The sequence below is a fragment of the Amycolatopsis sp. La24 genome, from assembly GCF_029087445.1.
GTDB classification, from domain to species: domain Bacteria; phylum Actinomycetota; class Actinomycetes; order Mycobacteriales; family Pseudonocardiaceae; genus Amycolatopsis; species Amycolatopsis nivea.
Window position 1 is genome coordinate 38,764 of sequence record NZ_JARACH010000030.1, and the last position, 13,931, is coordinate 52,694.

Here is a 13,931-nt window from a genome sequence, read left to right on the forward strand (position 1 = left end):
GGCGCAAGCGGTTGCCGTCCAGGGCGACTCGGCGGCCCAGCTGACGGGGAGTCAGGGTTCGTGGTCGGTTCCGCACTGTCCATTGTGGCCGTTGACGGGTCGAGACGAGTTTGAGGCTTCCGGTAGCGGCATGTCGGAGGTGCCTGGCGTTCGATCAGCCTTGTATGTCCGGAAAGCCGGGAATAACCTTCCAAGATGAAACGCTGGGGGACGAAACGTAAGCGCGGACCGCGGCCCTGGGCCGACCTGGACGAGGGGGAGTTGCGGGAAGCCGTCGATGGCCCTGATCCGCAGGACGCGGCCCATGCCATGACCGTCCTCGGTTACCGTTGTGAGGGCAGGGGCGAGTTGGCCGATGCCGAACAGTGGTACCGGCGGGCGCTGGCCACCGAGGATCCGGTCCATGCCCCGATGGCGATGCTGCGGCTCGGCGGGATCCGTGAGCGGCAAGGTCGCCAGGACGAGGCTGCGCACTGGTTCCGGTTAGCTGCCGAGAGCGGAGAACCCGAGGTGGGGCCCGGTGCCGCGCTGCGGCTCGGTCTTGTTCTGGAGAGTCGCGGCGAAGACGAGGAAGCTGCGGAGTGGCTTCGCCGGGCCGTCGAGTCCGGCCAGCCGGGGACGGTCCCCGAGGCGTTGTTCTGGCTGGGATCGCTGGCCCACAAGAACCACGACCTTGACACCGCCGAGCACTGGTTGCGGCAGGCCGCGGACTCCGACGCCCCGTCCGCAGTGAGCCGAGCGATGCACGAACTCGGCCTCATCGCCGACGAACGCGGCGATCAGAGGGAAGCCACGCGCTGGCATCTCCAGGTGGTCGAGCACGGCGAGTTCGCGGCGCCGGACAGCATGCTCTGGCTGGCCGCCGACCAACTGAAGCGAGGCGAACGCACCGAGGCGGTCGTATGGCTCCGCCGGGCCGCTGCAACCGACAATCCCCGAGTCGCCAAGGCTGCGCGGGCACTTCTGGAGAAGTTCTCAGACCTCCTCGGCGAATGAGACACGTCCGTCTCGATCAGGCGGCGCGGCAGAGATCTCGCGCAGCGCGAACTTAGTGTCCACTATGGACAGTGGTTACGCGTCCACGGAGATTGCGGCTCCGGGGCAGACGGTGGCGGCTTCGCGGACGGTCGCGTGCAGTTCTTCGCCGGGGTGTTCGTCGAGCAGGAGCACGATGCCGTCGTCCTCGCGCTGGTCGAACACTTCCGGCGCGAGCAGCACGCAGGTGCCCGCGCCGCAGCACTTCGCTTCGTCCACGGTGACCTTCATCGGCGTTTCTTCCTTTCGTTCGGCGACGCGGTGACCGGTGCCTGCCACAGGCCGATCAGCGCGTCGATCAGGCCGGTGGCGGCGTCGTTCCAGTCGGATCGCGGGGTGGCGCTCTTCTCGGCGAGGGCGCGTTCGCGTTCGGCGGTCAGGTGGACCAAGAGAGTCCGGGTCATGTCGCTGCGTTCGGCGGCCGCTTCGGGCGGGAGGTCGGGCAGTCGTTGCTGCAGGCCTTCGACGATGCGCGCCAGCGACGGGGAGGACAGGGATTCCTCCACGACGATCGGGCGCAGCGTCGGGTCTGCCATGGCCTGTTCGGCGAACCGGGCGTACCAGGTCGGGCTGCCCAGCGCGGCCAGATGCTCGGCCAGTGGACGCACCAGGCAGTCCAGCCAATCCCGCAGGTCGGCGCTGTCGCCGATCTCGGCCAGCCGACGCTGCCGACGTTCCTCGATCGCGGCGGAGTGTTTGCGCGCGATCGCCCGGACCAGATCGGTCTTGGTGCCGAAGTGGTAGCCGACTGCGGTGTTGTTGCCCTGCCCGGCAGCTTCGCTGACCTGGCGGTTGGACACAGCGAGAATCCCGTGCTCGGCGAACAGTCGCTCGGCAGCGGTCAGGATCAGTTCCCGGGTCGCGTGCGCCCGCGCCGGCGCGTCCCGGTCGGCGGCGTTGTTCCTCATGACTGTCACCATCGCACGGGCAGTTCCCGCAACCCGCCCACGGCCAGGCCCTCGATCCGGCGGAGTTCGGCCGCGGGGACGTCGAGTTCGAGCGACGGCAGCATTCGCAGCAGTACTTCGAGGGCTACCTGGAGTTCGGTGCGCGCCAGTGGCTGTCCCAGACACGCGTGTGCGCCGGCGCCGAATGCCAGGTGCGGGTTCGGGCTGCGGTGCAGGTCCATGACGGCGGCATCGGCGAAGGCGGTCTCGTCGCGGTTGGCCGCGGCCATGCTGCACATCGCGGTGGTACCGCTGGGAAGCACGGTTCCGGCGACCTCGAAATCCTCTGTGAGATACCGCGACATGCCCACGCCCGCGTTCGCGTCCAGCCGCAGCGTTTCCTCGACCGCGGTGCGCACCAGCGACGGGTCGGCGAGCAGTTCCTCCCACCGCGTGCGGTCGGACAGCAGCATCGCGACCATCTTCGCGATCATGTTCGCCGTCGTCTCGTGTCCCGCGATCAACAACCCGATGCCGGTCGCGGTGAGCAGCGCGTCCGACCAATGCTGCCCGTCCGCGTCGGTGTCGGTGATCAGCGCGCTGAGCAGATCCTCCCCCGGCTCTGCGCGTTTCGCCGCGATGTGCGCGCCCATGTACCGGCCGAAGTCCGCTTGCGCGGCGTCGAATTCTTCCTGGGTGTAGCGGGTCATGCTGAGCATGACGTCCGACCAGTGCGCGAACCGGTCGCGGTCGGCGTCCGGGACGCCGAGCATGTCGCAGATGACCCACACCGGCAGCGGAAACGCCAGCCCCGCCTTCAGATCCGCCGGACCGCCCTTCGCGACCATCTCGCCGACTAGCTGCTCCGCCATCGCCGCGATCCCCGGCCGCAACGCGTTCATCCGCTTAGCCGTGAACCACTTCCCGATCATCCGTCGCCAATTCAGATGCGCCGGACCGTGCTGCGGGATCACTGTCGCCATCTCGCTGTTGAACACCCCGCCGCTTTCGGTGTCCGCGACCCGCGCCGCGTCGTCGGCCGGGGTCGGACGGGTGAACCGCCGGTCCGAGAGCACGGTTTTCACATCGGCGTACCGGGTGATCAGCGCCGCCTCGTCCCCGCTCGCCAACGCGACCCGCGCGACCGGGCATCCCGCGCGCAGCTCCGCCCATTCAGCCGGAGGCTCCAACGCCCCCGGCTGCTCGAAGGGAAACCGCGGCAACTGCTCCACGTCGCTTTCGGGCATCGCAACCTCCTGCTCGCAACCGGCAACCGGCACGATCATGGCGAACCCGAGTCGTTAAGTCAATCAGCTGACTTAACGGAGGCCGCGGCAGGTCGCGACCGACTCCTCAGAACCAGTTCTTGACGTGCTCGAACCACTCGGGCTGCGCGGTGGCCAGGACCACCAGCAACACCCCGACGGCGATCGCAATGAACACCAGCGAGAAGAGGAATCCGAGCAGCCCGCGGGCCAGTCCTCCCGAACCGCGCCGCCGGTTGAGCTGGGCGTGGTAGGCGGCGTTGCGGGCGAAGGTGCTGCTGTTCTGCTGCACCTGCCGCTGGTAGTTCTGCTGGGCGTTCCGTCCGGCGGGCGTGGTCATGGTGGCTCCCCTTCGTCGATGCCGGCGTCGCGGTCCGCGGCGGCCTGCGACCAAGGTGTCAGCGGCGCGCGCCGTGCGAATCCGTGCTGATACGGAAAGCCGGTACGGAAAACCGGGTCAGGAGCGCTGGGCGGACCAGGCGGCGATCTGGGTGCGGTTGGCCAGGCCCAGTTTGCCCAGGATGTGCTGGACGTGGCTTTCCGCCGTGCGCTCGGAAATGTGCATCAGCGCGGCGATCTGCTTGTTCGTCAGCCCTTGCGCGACCTGCGCCGCGACCTCGGCTTCGCGCGGCGTCAGCCCGGCGGGTGCGTCGCCGCGGAGGGTCGCCGCCAGTTCGTCGGCGCGCCGTCGCAGCGGTGCCATCCCGAGCCGTGCGGCCGACGACGTCGCGGTCGCGCACAGCGCGGCGGCTTCCTCGACGTCGCCCGGACGACGGCGGCGCGCCAGCACCTGGGCCAGCTCGAACCGGGCGTGGGCGGCGTGCGGCGCTATGCCGGCCGTGTCGTTGGCGGTGATCCCGAGCCGGATCTCGCGGACGGCCTCGTCCAGTCGCCCGCAGGTCGCCTCCGCGATCCCCAAGTAAGTCCGTACGGAGCCGACGTTCGTCACGGTCCCGGCGCCTCCGGTGACGAACAGGTCGGCGGCGGGTCGCAGGCGCGCGGCCAGGTCCGCCGCGACCTCCGGCTCGCCGAACATCGCCGCCAGTTCGGCCCTCGTCGCGAGGGACGGGAGCAATGCGGGCTGCGGAAAAGCGTCCGGGCCGGCGGAGCGGCGCACGATCCGCCGGGCACGTTCGAAATCGCCCCGCTGCGCCAGATAAAGCGCGTAGACGGGCGAGGCGAACGCGGGCGTGTAGCGGTCGAACAGCTCGAACTCCTCGGCGGTGAGCAGGTCGCCGCGGCCGACGAGACCGTCGATCATGAGCAGCACGAACAACGAAACGCCGCGCACCGAGTCGTGCGTGCGGCCTTCGATCAGCCGCACGCACTTCCGGACGGTCGCGACGGCGTCGTCGAACCGGCCCCGGGCGACCTCGACAGCGGCCACCGCGCGCAGGTACTGCCATTGGGCAAGCGGCCTCCGCAACCGGTCGGTCAGCAGCCGCATCGGCCCCAGCGCCGCCTCCGCGTCGTCGACCCGGCCGAGCATCATGTACCCGTCGAAACGCCAGAGCCAGCCCCACAGCGTGGTCTCGTCGTCCTGTTCGGACTGGCCGAGCGCGTGCATCCGCTCGGCCAGCTCGAGCCGTTCGTGCACGCCGTCCGGGCCCGAGCGCGCCATCTGCCGGGACCGCAGCGCCGAGCGGAGCACCTGGGTGTCGCCGAGCCGTTCCGCCATCGCGAGCGCCTCGCCGGACACGCGCTCCGGGTCGACGCCGCCGACGAATCCGGCCTCGCCCGCCAGCAACGCGAGAAGCCGGGCGCGCATCGGGCTGTCCTCGTCGGGCAGCTGGGCCAGTGCCTCGGCGGCCAGCCGGTCGCCGCGGAAGCCGCCCCACGGATCGGAAAGTCCTTCCATGGCAAGGGAAACCGACCCGAGCGCGTACGGGTCGCTCGCTTCGCGCGCGGCGTCGGCTGCCCGCGCGAGGATCGCTCCGGCGGGCTGGATGTCGCCGTTGCGGGTCAACGCGGTGGCCTGCCGCAGCAACAACCGTCCCCGGTCGCCGGGCGACAGCGGCGCGCCGGCGTCCAGCGCCTGCTGGTAAAGATCGGCGGCCTGCTCCCAGGCGAGGCGGTCCAGCGCCAGGTCGCCCGCGCGCTCCGCCCACGCGACGGCCTCGCCCGGCTCCCCCACCGGCAGCGACGCCAGCCAGTGGTGCGCGATTTCCGCGGCCCGCTCGGCGGCGTCGGAACGAGCGGCCAGCCAGGCCGCCATCCGGGCGTGCGCTCCGGCGCTGGTCGCCGTCGGCAGGTCGGCTCGCGCGGCTTCCCGGATCAGATCGTGGCGAAAACGCCAGCCATCGCCGCGGACGAGCAGACCCGCCGCGCCTGCCTCGTCGAGCGCGCCGAGCACGGCCTCGACCGGATGGTCGGTCACCGCGGCCAGTTCCGGTGCCGCCGGCTCGCTGCCCAGCGCGGCGGCGATGGCGATCAGCTCTCGGCAGCAGCCGGTGAGCCGGGCCAGCCGCGCGCGGACGGTGTCGAGCACGCCGTCGGGCAGCGTGTCGCTTTCGAGCAGCGGGGCCAGTTCATTGACGAAGAACGGATTGCCTCCGGTGCGGCGGCTGACGACGGCGGCCACGTCCGGAGACACTTCCTCGCCGGTCGCGAGTTCGAGCTGGCGCTGGACATCCGAAGGCGGCAGGCCGACCAGGCGGACGCGGGACTGTCCGGCTTCGTGGGCCAGCGCCGCCAGCGCCGAGACCAACGCCTCGCGGCCACCGGTCTCGGTGTCGCGGTAGGTGGCCACGAGCAGCAGCCTCGACCGCGACATCCCGCGCGCGGCGTGCACCAGCAACGCCAGCGACGCCGCGTCGGCCCACTGCAGGTCGTCGAGCACCAGCAGCAGCCCGTCCGGCTCGGCGGCGTCGCGCAGCTGGCAGGCGACGGCTTCGAACGCCTCGAAGCGAGCAGTCGCCGAGTCGGCCGACGGGTCGCCTTCGGCGAGCGCGGCGGGCAGCGTGCCACCCAGCTCGCGAACTAGCTGTCGGAAGATCCAGTACGGCGGGCTGCCCTCGTCGTCGCTGGCCCGGCCCCAGCCGACCGGGACGCCCAGCGCCGCGGCCCGCGCGGCGGTCTCCTGGGCCAGGCGGGTCTTACCGATCCCGGGCTCGCCGGTGATCAGGACGAGCTGGCCGCGCCCGGACCGCGCCTCGTCGAACCGGGCGGCGAGCAGTTCGGCCTCGCGGGCCCTCCCGACGAACTCGCCTGTCATGCCCAGAACCATAAGGTTCGCCCTGCTGGTCCGCCTAGGCGTGGGAAAGCACTTTCCCGCCCCGCGCGTACACGGCGACGACCCGCCGCAGCGCCGCCGGATCGGCCAGCGGGTCGCCGTCGACGGCAAGGAGGTCCGCGTCGAATCCCGGCGCGACGCGGCCCTTGCGATGCCCGAGCCCGCACACCCCGGCCGCCACGGACGTCATCACGCGCAGCGTTTCGGCCGGGCTGAGGCCGATGCCGCGCAGCATCACCGGCGCGGTCGCGAGAACACCGTGCGGCTTGACCGGCGCGATGCCCGCGTCGGTGCCGGCGACGAACGGCGCGCCCAGCTCGTGCAGCCGCCGCAGGTTGCGCGTCAGGGCGGGCAGCCGGCTCGCGATCTCCGGCGGCGGTGCGATGCCGGGTACCGGCTCCATGCCGACCGTCGCCCCGACGACGACGCGCCGCGCGGCGATGCCGGCCATCAGGTCCTCGCGCACGTCGACGCCGGCCGCGGACCAGAACGTCACGTGCTCCATGCCGTCGACCCCGGCGGCCAGCGCGTCGGCGATCGCCGGGGTTCCGTGCGCGTGCGCGGTGACCGGCAGGCCGTGGCGGTGCGCCTCGTCGACCGCCGCGCGCAGCACCTCAACGTCGAACTGGGCGCACTCCTGGCGGGTGCCGGGGGTCATCGTGCCGCCGCTGGCCATGATCTTGATGACGTCCACCCCGTTCTCGACGTGCTCGCGCACGGCCTTGCGGACGCCGAACTCGGTCGGCTCGGCGACCCCGCCGAGGAAGTGGCAGTGCCCGGACGGCGTGGTGATCGGCGGTCCGGCCGCGACAATCGTCGGCAGATCCGGCCGGCCGCGCAGCCGCAGGGACAGGTAGTTGCGGTCGCCCAGGTCGCGAACGGTCGTCACACCCGCCCGCAGCGAGGCCCGGCCCGCCTCCGCCATCGCGGCCAGCGCCTCGTCGTCGGAGCGGGCGGCGAGCGCGCCCACGGCGTCGGCGCTGGCATCGAACGCCAAGTGGACATGGGTGTCGATCAGCCCGGGCAGCAACGTCGCCCCGCCGAGATCGACGACGGGCACGCCCGCGGGCGGCGCCGCACCGGCCTCGACCGAGCGGATCACCGGCCCGTCCAGCACCACGAGCGGGTCGGCGAGCAACCGGGATCCGGTGCCGTCGAAAAGCCACGCGGCGCGTATCGCGGTGAGCTCGCGCCGCTCGGTGACAATCAATCGGGTCATGCGGACGACAGTCGCGGGTCGGCCGCGCGGGCGCGTCCGCAGTAGTACGGAAATCCGCTACGCAATTGAACGCCGTGACTCACGCCGGGAAAAGCAGGCTAGCCAGCAAAACATGCACCGCAGTACCGCCGACGATGCTCAGTACCGCGTTGCGCCGCCAGAGATGCAGCCCGATCGTCACCGCCAGCGCGATGGTCGGGGCGAGGGCGCTCGGGGACGTCCATGACACGTCGCGCAGGCAGTAGATCAGCAGGATCACCATGACTCCCGCTGGCATGCGGGTGCTCAGGTACTGCACGGTGCGGCTTGCGCGCAGCGAGGCCAGGACGGCGAACGGGAGCGCGCGCAGGCCCCACGTGACCGCGGCGGATACCGCGACCGCGGCGAGGAGGTAGGCGGGGTCAGGCATTGCTCACGCTCCGTTCGGCGACGAGGCCGCGGACGATCAGGCCTCCGACGAACAGCACGAACGCCGCCAGCAGCATCTGTCCGGGGAAGACCACGCGCGCGACGACCGCGCTCAGTGCGGCGAGGACGGGGGTCGGGAGGTCGCCCTTGCGGTCGCGGACGGCGTCCAGCGCGAGGACGACGAACAAGGCCGTCATGGCGAAGTCCAGGCCGACGACACCGTTCGGGATCAGCGCGCCGAGCAAGCCGCCTGCGGTGGCTCCGCCGACCCAGAACAGGTGCAGGAACAGTTGCAGCCACAGGATTCGCGCGCCGTTCCATTCGCGGGCGGCGTCCGTTGTGGACAGTGCGTAGGCCTCGTCGGTGAGGGCGAACGTGCTGTACGCGCGTGCTCCGCGGCCGCGTACCCGGTGCAGCGGGAAGGACAGCGCGTAGAAGACGTGCCGGACGTTGACCAGGAACGCCGAGAGCCCGATCGACGCCAGCGGAGCCGCCGTCGCGGCCAGGCCGATGAGGAGGAACTCGAACGAGCCCGCGTAGATGAACGTGGTGAAGACGGTCGCCCACCACCAGGCGAGGCCCGAATGGGTGAGGAACGCGCCGAACGCGAGTCCGAGCGGGACCAGGCCGATCCCGACGGACCCGCAGTCCTTCAGCGCGGCCAGCGCGGGCGAGCGATCACGAACAGCCAGGTCCGAGACGGTTTCCACGCTTGGAACACTACGTCAGCCGGCGGCTAATTTGGTGTCCGATTATGGCGCTAGAATGAGTCGGTGAGCAATGTAGTTAGGCTGGATGCGCTGGATCGGGATATTTTGTTTCACCTGCGTCAGGACGGCAGGCTGACCAACGTCGAACTCGCCAAACGCGTCGGGCTCACCCCTCCCCCGTGCCTGCGCCGGGTCAAGCGCCTCGAGGACGCCGGCGTGATCGCCGGCTACCGCGCGGTGATCGACCCGGCCACCGTCGGCCGCGGGCTGGAAACGCTCATCGACCTCGAGGTCTACGCGACGGACCGGGCGACGATCGAGGCGCTCGAGGACACCATCGCCTCCTACGAGGAGGTCATCGAGTTCCGCCGCCTCTTCGGCCGCCCCGACTACTTCATCCGCGTCGCGGTCGCCGACCACGCCGCGTACGAGGAGTTCCAGACCCGGAAGCTTTCCGGCCTGCCGGGCGTCCTGCGGGTCACGTCGCACCTGACGATGAAGAAGATCAAGGGCGACGCCTGAGCCCGGTGGCACGATCCCCGCGGCGCCGTCCGGCGTTGAACCGGTGAGGCGCGACGGCACGAACCGGATGCCCACTCGGAGCGGGGCCCGCGGCAGGGCCCCGTTTGCCGTGTCAGGCGCCGGAAATCCCTCCCTCTGAGACAGGTGAGTGATTCGAGGTGGGCACCATGGACGAAAACCTGGCCTGGCAGATCGCGCTGGCACTGCTCCGGGTCGCGATCTCGTGGGTGGCGCAGCAGACAAGGCCGATGCCAGCGATTCCCCGGCTCGGGCGTCCCACTGCGCCGAGAAAGACCCGCTGAACACCCCGGCGCCGGGTCGGGCGTCGATGCCCGACCCGGTGCTCGGTTCTTCCGGGAGTTCCGCGATCAGTCCGTCCGCAAAACAACTTTGCCCAGCTTGCCCGGCGAACCCAGCCGGGCATAAGCGTCACGCGCCTGCTCCAGGGGATAAACGCTGTCCACCGGCACCGTAAGCCGCCCCGCCGCGAGTGCGCCCAGGAGTCCTTCCCGCACCCGGCTCGCGAGGACCGCCTTCTCGACCGTGCTGCGGGCGCGGATCGTCGACCCGAGCACCCGGCCGCGAGCGCGCATCAGGTCGAACAGGCGCAGGGACGCCTCCTCGCCCGCGCCGACTCCGATGACCAGGATCCGGCCGTACGGCTTGAGCCACCGCACGCGGCGCAGGCAATCCTTGCCACCGACCAGTTCCACGACGATGTCGTACGGGCCGTGTTCCTCTTCTTGCTCCGGCGTCACGACCGTCGCGTCGGGAACCAAAGCCTGGACGGCGGCGTGCGTCTCCGGGCGGCGCACGCTCGCGACGACATCAGCCCCGGCGAGTGCGGCGACCTGGAGCATCGCGGTGCCGACGCCGCCGGCCGCGCCGGTGATCAGGACTCGGTCGCCGGGGCGGACGTCGGCCTGGTCGACCAGGCCGTCCCAGGCGGTGCTGAACGCTTCGGGGAAACCGGCCGCGTGGACGTCGTCGACCGAGTCCGGGATCGGCAGCAGCAGGCTCGTCGGGACCGCGATGCGTTCGGCGTGGGCACCGCCGCCCACTACGGCCATGACGCGGTCTCCGGCGGACCAGACGGCCGTGGCTGATTTTTCGACCACCCCGGCGATTTCGAGTCCGGGGATGTCCTCCGGCCAGCCCGGCGGGGCGGGGTAGGTGCCTCGGGCCTGCTGCAGGTCCGCCGCGTTCAACCCGGCCGCGCGGATCCGGACCACGACCTGGTCTCCGTCCGCGGCCGGATCGGGCGCCTCGCCGAGTTCGAATTCGCCGTTCCTGATTTTCACCGCGCGCATGCGTGTTCCCCTCACCCGAATAGCTCCCGCCGCTGCGGGAAATCACGCCCTGACGTTAGCGCTCCGGTTTCCCGGCACGGCCGAGCGAGCCAGCGCCTGTCCCAGCCACTCGTTGATCACCCGCGTCGACTCCTGCCCCGGCTGGTCGGTCAGCGGGACCGGCCGGTGTTCGGGCCAGCTCGCGGCCAGCGTCGCCGGATCGGGTATCGGGCCCAGTGCGGTCAGCAGGGCCGGCAGGGTCGGGTGGAAGCGGGCCGGGCGGCCGGCTGATCGGAGGGACCAGCCGGCCGGTCCGGCGGTGACGCGGACGCCGGGGCGCAGTGTCGACAGCCGAGCCGCGACGACGGTGCGGGCGTAGCTTCCCGACAGCACGCCGGTGAGCCAGTCCGTTCTGACAGTCCCGCAACTGCCGCACATCAGGGCATCACGTCGCCGCTGTTCGGGCCGAGCACCTGGCCGACATACAGGTTGCCGCCGGGGTTGGAGGCGAGCAGGACGGCGGTCGGCGCGATTTCCTCGACCCTGCCGAAGCGGCCGAGGGGCAGTTCCGCGGCTTTCGCCGAGCGCCAGTTGTCGCTGATTCCGGCCAGCAGCGGCGTTTCTACCGGGCCGGGAGCGATGGCGTTGACCAGCACGCCTCGGCTCGCCGCTTCCAGGGCGATCGACTTGGTCATCGCGATCACCCCGGCCTTCGCGGCGGCGTAGTGCGCGAGACCGACGCCGCCCTTGATGCCCAGCTGCGACGCGACGTTGATGATCCGTCCGTCGCCGCGTTCGAGCATCGGGCCCAGCACTGCGCGGTTGAGCAGGAAGACACTGGTCAGGTCGATGTCGATGGTCTGCTGCCAGGTCTCGAGCGGCATCGTGTCGGCGGGAGCCTCGGTCAGCAACCCGTGCGAGGTCACCAGGACGTCGATCCGGCCGAGCAGACGGGTCGCCTCGGCGACGCCGTCCGCGACCGCTTGTTCGTCGGACGCGTCCATCACCACGGCACCGGTCGCGCCGAGTTCGGCCGCGCGTTCGGTGACCTGCGGCTGAACGTCGGCCAGCACGACGGTCGCTCCGGCTCCGACGAAGTGCTCGGCGATCGCGCGGCCGATGCCGCTCGCCGCGCCGGTGACCAGCGCGGTCCGGCCGGCGAGCGGACTGGGGTCGATCATGGGCGGATTCCTTCCGGTTTCGGTGGTGCGCAAGCGATCACGGGCTCAATCCCGCATCGCGACGGTGAGCGCGCCGTCGACCGTGATCGCCTGGCCGCTGACATACGAAGCCGCCTCCGAGCTGAGGAACTCGATGACGCTGGCGATCTCCTCCGGCCTCCCGACCCGGCCCCACGGGATCGTGGCACCGGCCCGGCGAAGTCCTTCGGGGCCAAGGGAATTGGCCGCGTCCAGCGACTGCGGCGTCTCGATCAGGCCCGGGACGATCGCGTTCGCCCGGATCCCGCGCGGGCCGAACTCGACCGCGAGACTGCGGATCAACCCGAGCACGCCTGCCTTCGCGGTGGCGTAGTGCGCGTGCTCCGCCCAGCCGTACACCCCGCCGGCGATCGACGAAATGGCCACGATCGAACCGCCCTCGCGCAGGTGCGGTGCCGCCGCCCGGGCCAGCCGCATCACGCCGTGCAGGTCGACTTGCAGGACTTCGTCCCACTGGTCGTCCGTCATCGTGTCGAAGGCGGCGCGGCGCAGGATTCCCGCGTTGGCGATCACGTGGTCGACCCGGCCGAAGGCGTCCAGGGCCGCGGTCACGAAGGCTCGCGCGGACTCGGTCTGGCTGACGTCGAGTTCGACGATCAGCCCGGTGCCGCCCGCCTGCTCGACCCCGGCCAGCGTTTCCTCCGGATCGTGCGGGTCACCGGGGAAACTTCCGATCACGACCCGGTCGCCGCGCGCTGCCAGCCGGATCGCGGCGGCCCGGCCGATGCCGGACGCCGCGCCGCTGATGACCGAAACCGCCGTCATGCCGCTTCCGCTTTCGTTCCGGCCGGGCGCACCGCGGCCCCGGCGTCGGGGGTCACTGTCTTGGTGCCCAGCATGATCAGGCCGGACGCGAACGTCCCGAGCGCGCCGACCAGCAGCGCGGCCGTGGAGAACGACATCGCGTCCGCGACCAGTCCGGTCAGGATCAGGCCGCCGACGATCGCGCCGGGCTGGCTCATCGCGCCGATGAACGTGCTTCCGGTCGCGCGGCAGTCGGTGTCGTAGCACTCGGCCTGGAAGAACATGATCGCGGCGTACGGGCCGAGCAGGAAGAACAGCCCCAGCATGTACGTGACCAGCACGTAGGCCGGGTTCTCCGGGCCGACCAGCATCGCGGCGAAGAAGACGCCCGCCAGCAGCCAGCCGGTCACGATCACCTTCTTGCGGCCGAACCGGTCGCCCAGCCAGCCGTGCGTGAGGTAGCCGAGCGCGCCGACCAGGTTCGACACCACGACCAGCACCAGCGCGTTGCCCGCCGAGATGTGCTTGCCGGATTCCAGCACCGTCGTGCCGAGCACCGAGAAGGTCTGGATGCCGAACCAGTTCACCAGCCAGGCCAGCGACAGCATGATCGTGTTCCGCAGGTGCTTGCCGGAGAAGATCCGCTTGAACGGCGCCGCGTGCTGCTCCTCGAGCCCGACCCGCGCGGCGAAGGCCGACGCCTCGTCGCCGCGGCCCTCCTTGCGCAGCCGCCGCAGCGTCTGCTGGGCGACGAACTGCGGGCTTTCCTTCAGCCGCAGGCACAACAGTGCCACGACGAACGCCGGGATCGTCGCCAGCAGGAACGCGATCCGCCAGCTGCCGGGGCCGAAGACCGCGGTGATCAGGCCGACGAACGCGGCCGCCAGCAGCGCGCCGAGCGGCCATCCGGTCTGCACGATCGAATAGACGAAACCCTGGTGGCGCTTGATCTTCCGATCCTCGGTCAGCGCGTAGAGCTCGTTGAGGTAGGTCGCGTTCACCGACTGCTCGGCGAGCCCGAGGCCGCTGATCCCGCGGACGCCGACCAGGCTCGCGGCGCCCGCGGTCGCGGCCGTCGCGGCCGAGGACAACGCGGTGCCGCCGACCGAGATGATCATGCCCTTGCGCCTGCCGAGCCGGTCGACCAGCGGGCCGACCGCCAGCACCACGACGAAGGTGCCGACACTGACCAAAGTGGACACCAGCAGCGCGAAACTCGCGTCCCAGTGGAAACTGTCGGAGATCCGGGGCAGCAGCGTGCCGAACATGATGAAGTCGTAGACCGCGACGGCCCAGGCGAAAAAGGCGATCTTGGTCGCCCGTCTGGTCTCCTTGACCGAGACGGCGGGCAGCCCGCTCCCGGGTGCTGGGGTGGTCATCTGGACGCTCCTGTCGTGAGC

Annotated in this window: 16 protein-coding genes; 3 read left to right on the plus strand and 13 right to left on the minus strand. The window is 71.0% G+C overall.

Translation table 11 applies throughout. The features are described 5' to 3' along the window. Positions 1-195: 195 nt before the first annotated feature. Positions 196-996, plus strand: coding sequence for a tetratricopeptide repeat protein (locus PUT80_RS26100; RefSeq protein ID WP_275293806.1), 801 nt, complete (start codon positions 196-198; stop codon positions 994-996). 75 nt (positions 997-1,071) lie between these two features. On the opposite strand, the gene PUT80_RS26105 is transcribed toward PUT80_RS26100, so the two are convergent. The 8 genes from PUT80_RS26105 to PUT80_RS26140 all read right to left on the minus strand — a co-directional run bounded on the left by PUT80_RS26105 (position 1,072) and on the right by PUT80_RS26140 (position 8,756). Beyond that, entirely contained in the window at positions 1,072-1,266 is a 195-nt protein-coding gene (locus PUT80_RS26105; RefSeq protein WP_134668010.1) for a ferredoxin, read from the minus strand. Continuing rightward, on the minus strand, positions 1,263-1,943 hold the full coding sequence (locus PUT80_RS26110; protein ID WP_275293807.1) for a TetR/AcrR family transcriptional regulator: 681 nt from the start codon (positions 1,941-1,943) through the stop codon (positions 1,263-1,265). Before PUT80_RS26110 ends, PUT80_RS26105 begins: the two co-directional genes overlap by 4 nt. 5 nt (positions 1,944-1,948) lie before the next feature. Next, complete coding sequence (locus PUT80_RS26115; RefSeq protein ID WP_275293808.1) at positions 1,949-3,169, minus strand: cytochrome P450; 1,221 nt, start codon at positions 3,167-3,169, stop codon at positions 1,949-1,951. A 106-nt stretch (positions 3,170-3,275) separates the two neighbouring features. After that, entirely contained in the window at positions 3,276-3,527 is a 252-nt protein-coding gene (locus tag PUT80_RS26120) for a hypothetical protein (protein WP_037810803.1), read from the minus strand. 117 nt (positions 3,528-3,644) lie between these two features. Continuing rightward, positions 3,645-6,401: a LuxR family transcriptional regulator gene (locus PUT80_RS26125; protein ID WP_275293809.1), complete on the minus strand. Its 2,757-nt coding sequence runs from the start codon at positions 6,399-6,401 to the stop codon at positions 3,645-3,647. A gap of 34 nt (positions 6,402-6,435) precedes the next feature. Then, positions 6,436-7,638: an amidohydrolase family protein gene (locus PUT80_RS26130; RefSeq protein WP_275293810.1), complete on the minus strand. Its 1,203-nt coding sequence runs from the start codon at positions 7,636-7,638 to the stop codon at positions 6,436-6,438. A 79-nt stretch (positions 7,639-7,717) separates the two neighbouring features. After that, the gene (locus PUT80_RS26135) at positions 7,718-8,047 is read right to left on the minus strand and encodes an AzlD domain-containing protein (RefSeq protein ID WP_275293811.1); all 330 of its coding nucleotides are present in this window, start codon (positions 8,045-8,047) and stop codon (positions 7,718-7,720) included. Beyond that, on the minus strand, positions 8,040-8,756 hold the full coding sequence (locus PUT80_RS26140; protein ID WP_275293812.1) for an AzlC family ABC transporter permease: 717 nt from the start codon (positions 8,754-8,756) through the stop codon (positions 8,040-8,042). The genes PUT80_RS26135 and PUT80_RS26140 overlap by 8 nt, the downstream gene beginning before the upstream one ends. Positions 8,757-8,819: 63 nt before the next feature. Here PUT80_RS26140 and PUT80_RS26145 point away from each other — a divergent pair, with 63 nt between their 5' ends. Together PUT80_RS26145 and PUT80_RS26150 are read left to right on the plus strand one after the other, a co-directional pair. Next, the gene (locus PUT80_RS26145; protein WP_037810799.1) at positions 8,820-9,278 is read left to right on the plus strand and encodes an Lrp/AsnC family transcriptional regulator; all 459 of its coding nucleotides are present in this window, start codon (positions 8,820-8,822) and stop codon (positions 9,276-9,278) included. Positions 9,279-9,445: 167 nt separating this feature from the next. Then, a complete protein-coding gene (locus tag PUT80_RS26150; RefSeq protein ID WP_275293813.1) occupies positions 9,446-9,580 on the plus strand; it encodes a hypothetical protein in 135 nt (44 codons plus the stop codon). A 66-nt stretch (positions 9,581-9,646) separates the two neighbouring features. On the opposite strand, the gene PUT80_RS26155 is transcribed toward PUT80_RS26150, so the two are convergent. The 5 genes from PUT80_RS26155 to PUT80_RS26175 are packed head-to-tail and all read right to left on the minus strand — an operon-like array spanning position 9,647 to position 13,910. Beyond that, on the minus strand, positions 9,647-10,588 hold the full coding sequence (locus tag PUT80_RS26155) for a zinc-binding dehydrogenase (protein WP_275293814.1): 942 nt from the start codon (positions 10,586-10,588) through the stop codon (positions 9,647-9,649). A gap of 42 nt (positions 10,589-10,630) precedes the next feature. Beyond that, complete coding sequence (locus tag PUT80_RS26160) at positions 10,631-10,960, minus strand: hypothetical protein (RefSeq protein WP_275293815.1); 330 nt, start codon at positions 10,958-10,960, stop codon at positions 10,631-10,633. Between the two features lie 44 nt (positions 10,961-11,004). Continuing rightward, the gene (locus PUT80_RS26165) at positions 11,005-11,748 is read right to left on the minus strand and encodes an SDR family oxidoreductase (protein WP_275293816.1); all 744 of its coding nucleotides are present in this window, start codon (positions 11,746-11,748) and stop codon (positions 11,005-11,007) included. Positions 11,749-11,793: 45 nt separating this feature from the next. Beyond that, positions 11,794-12,552: an SDR family oxidoreductase gene (locus tag PUT80_RS26170; protein WP_275293817.1), complete on the minus strand. Its 759-nt coding sequence runs from the start codon at positions 12,550-12,552 to the stop codon at positions 11,794-11,796. Further along, positions 12,549-13,910, minus strand: a complete 1,362-nt coding sequence (locus tag PUT80_RS26175; protein ID WP_051728785.1) for an MFS transporter — start codon at positions 13,908-13,910, stop codon at positions 12,549-12,551. The genes PUT80_RS26170 and PUT80_RS26175 overlap by 4 nt, the downstream gene beginning before the upstream one ends. Positions 13,911-13,931: the final 21 nt, after the last annotated feature.

Excerpts from the sequence above, each read along its gene's own strand:
- PUT80_RS26170 (WP_275293817.1), bottom strand. The coding sequence starts at position 12,552 with ATGACGGCGGTTTCGGTCATCAGCGGCGCGGCGTCCGGCATCGGCCGG.
- PUT80_RS26130 (WP_275293810.1), bottom strand. The coding sequence starts at position 7,638 with ATGACCCGATTGATTGTCACCGAGCGGCGCGAGCTCACCGCGATACGC.
- PUT80_RS26165 (WP_275293816.1), bottom strand. The coding sequence starts at position 11,748 with ATGATCGACCCCAGTCCGCTCGCCGGCCGGACCGCGCTGGTCACCGGC.
- PUT80_RS26125 (WP_275293809.1), bottom strand. The coding sequence starts at position 6,401 with ATGACAGGCGAGTTCGTCGGGAGGGCCCGCGAGGCCGAACTGCTCGCC.
- PUT80_RS26120 (WP_037810803.1), bottom strand. The coding sequence starts at position 3,527 with ATGACCACGCCCGCCGGACGGAACGCCCAGCAGAACTACCAGCGGCAG.
- PUT80_RS26110 (WP_275293807.1), bottom strand. The coding sequence starts at position 1,943 with ATGAGGAACAACGCCGCCGACCGGGACGCGCCGGCGCGGGCGCACGCG.
- PUT80_RS26175 (WP_051728785.1), bottom strand. The coding sequence starts at position 13,910 with ATGACCACCCCAGCACCCGGGAGCGGGCTGCCCGCCGTCTCGGTCAAG.
- PUT80_RS26155 (WP_275293814.1), bottom strand. The coding sequence starts at position 10,588 with ATGCGCGCGGTGAAAATCAGGAACGGCGAATTCGAACTCGGCGAGGCG.
- PUT80_RS26100 (WP_275293806.1), top strand. The coding sequence starts at position 196 with ATGAAACGCTGGGGGACGAAACGTAAGCGCGGACCGCGGCCCTGGGCC.
- PUT80_RS26150 (WP_275293813.1), top strand. The coding sequence starts at position 9,446 with ATGGACGAAAACCTGGCCTGGCAGATCGCGCTGGCACTGCTCCGGGTC.
- PUT80_RS26115 (WP_275293808.1), bottom strand. The coding sequence starts at position 3,169 with ATGCCCGAAAGCGACGTGGAGCAGTTGCCGCGGTTTCCCTTCGAGCAG.
- PUT80_RS26135 (WP_275293811.1), bottom strand. The coding sequence starts at position 8,047 with ATGCCTGACCCCGCCTACCTCCTCGCCGCGGTCGCGGTATCCGCCGCG.
- PUT80_RS26105 (WP_134668010.1), bottom strand. The coding sequence starts at position 1,266 with ATGAAGGTCACCGTGGACGAAGCGAAGTGCTGCGGCGCGGGCACCTGC.